Annotated in this window: 1 pseudogene; it reads right to left on the bottom strand. The window is 58.0% G+C overall.

The window, feature by feature from the left end:
• A pseudogene (locus tag S1OALGB6SA_RS06375) lies at positions 1–264 on the bottom strand (hypothetical protein); the annotation flags it as partial.

The raw sequence follows: 264 nt of genomic DNA, 5'->3' as shown, positions 1-264 counted from the left end.
GCCGGCAAAGGTGCTTACCACCCCCGCCGGCGTGATTTTCCGGATGAGGTGATTGGCAATATCTGCCACATAGACATTGCCGGATGAGTCCACAGCCACTCCGAGGGGGTAGTGAAACTGTGCCATTGTGCCGGGGCCATTTGCAAAACCCTCTGTGCCTGTTCCGGCTAAGGTGCTTACCACCTCCGCCGGCGTGATCTTCCGGATGAGGTGGTTGCCTTGATCTGCCACATAGATACTGCCGGATGAGTCCACAGCCACTCC

The organism is Olavius algarvensis spirochete endosymbiont, from assembly GCA_900608495.1.
In the GTDB taxonomy this organism is placed as follows: Bacteria; Spirochaetota; Spirochaetia; order DSM-2461; family DSM-2461; genus UBA2779.
This window is presented reverse-complemented; position numbering and strand designations above follow the sequence as displayed.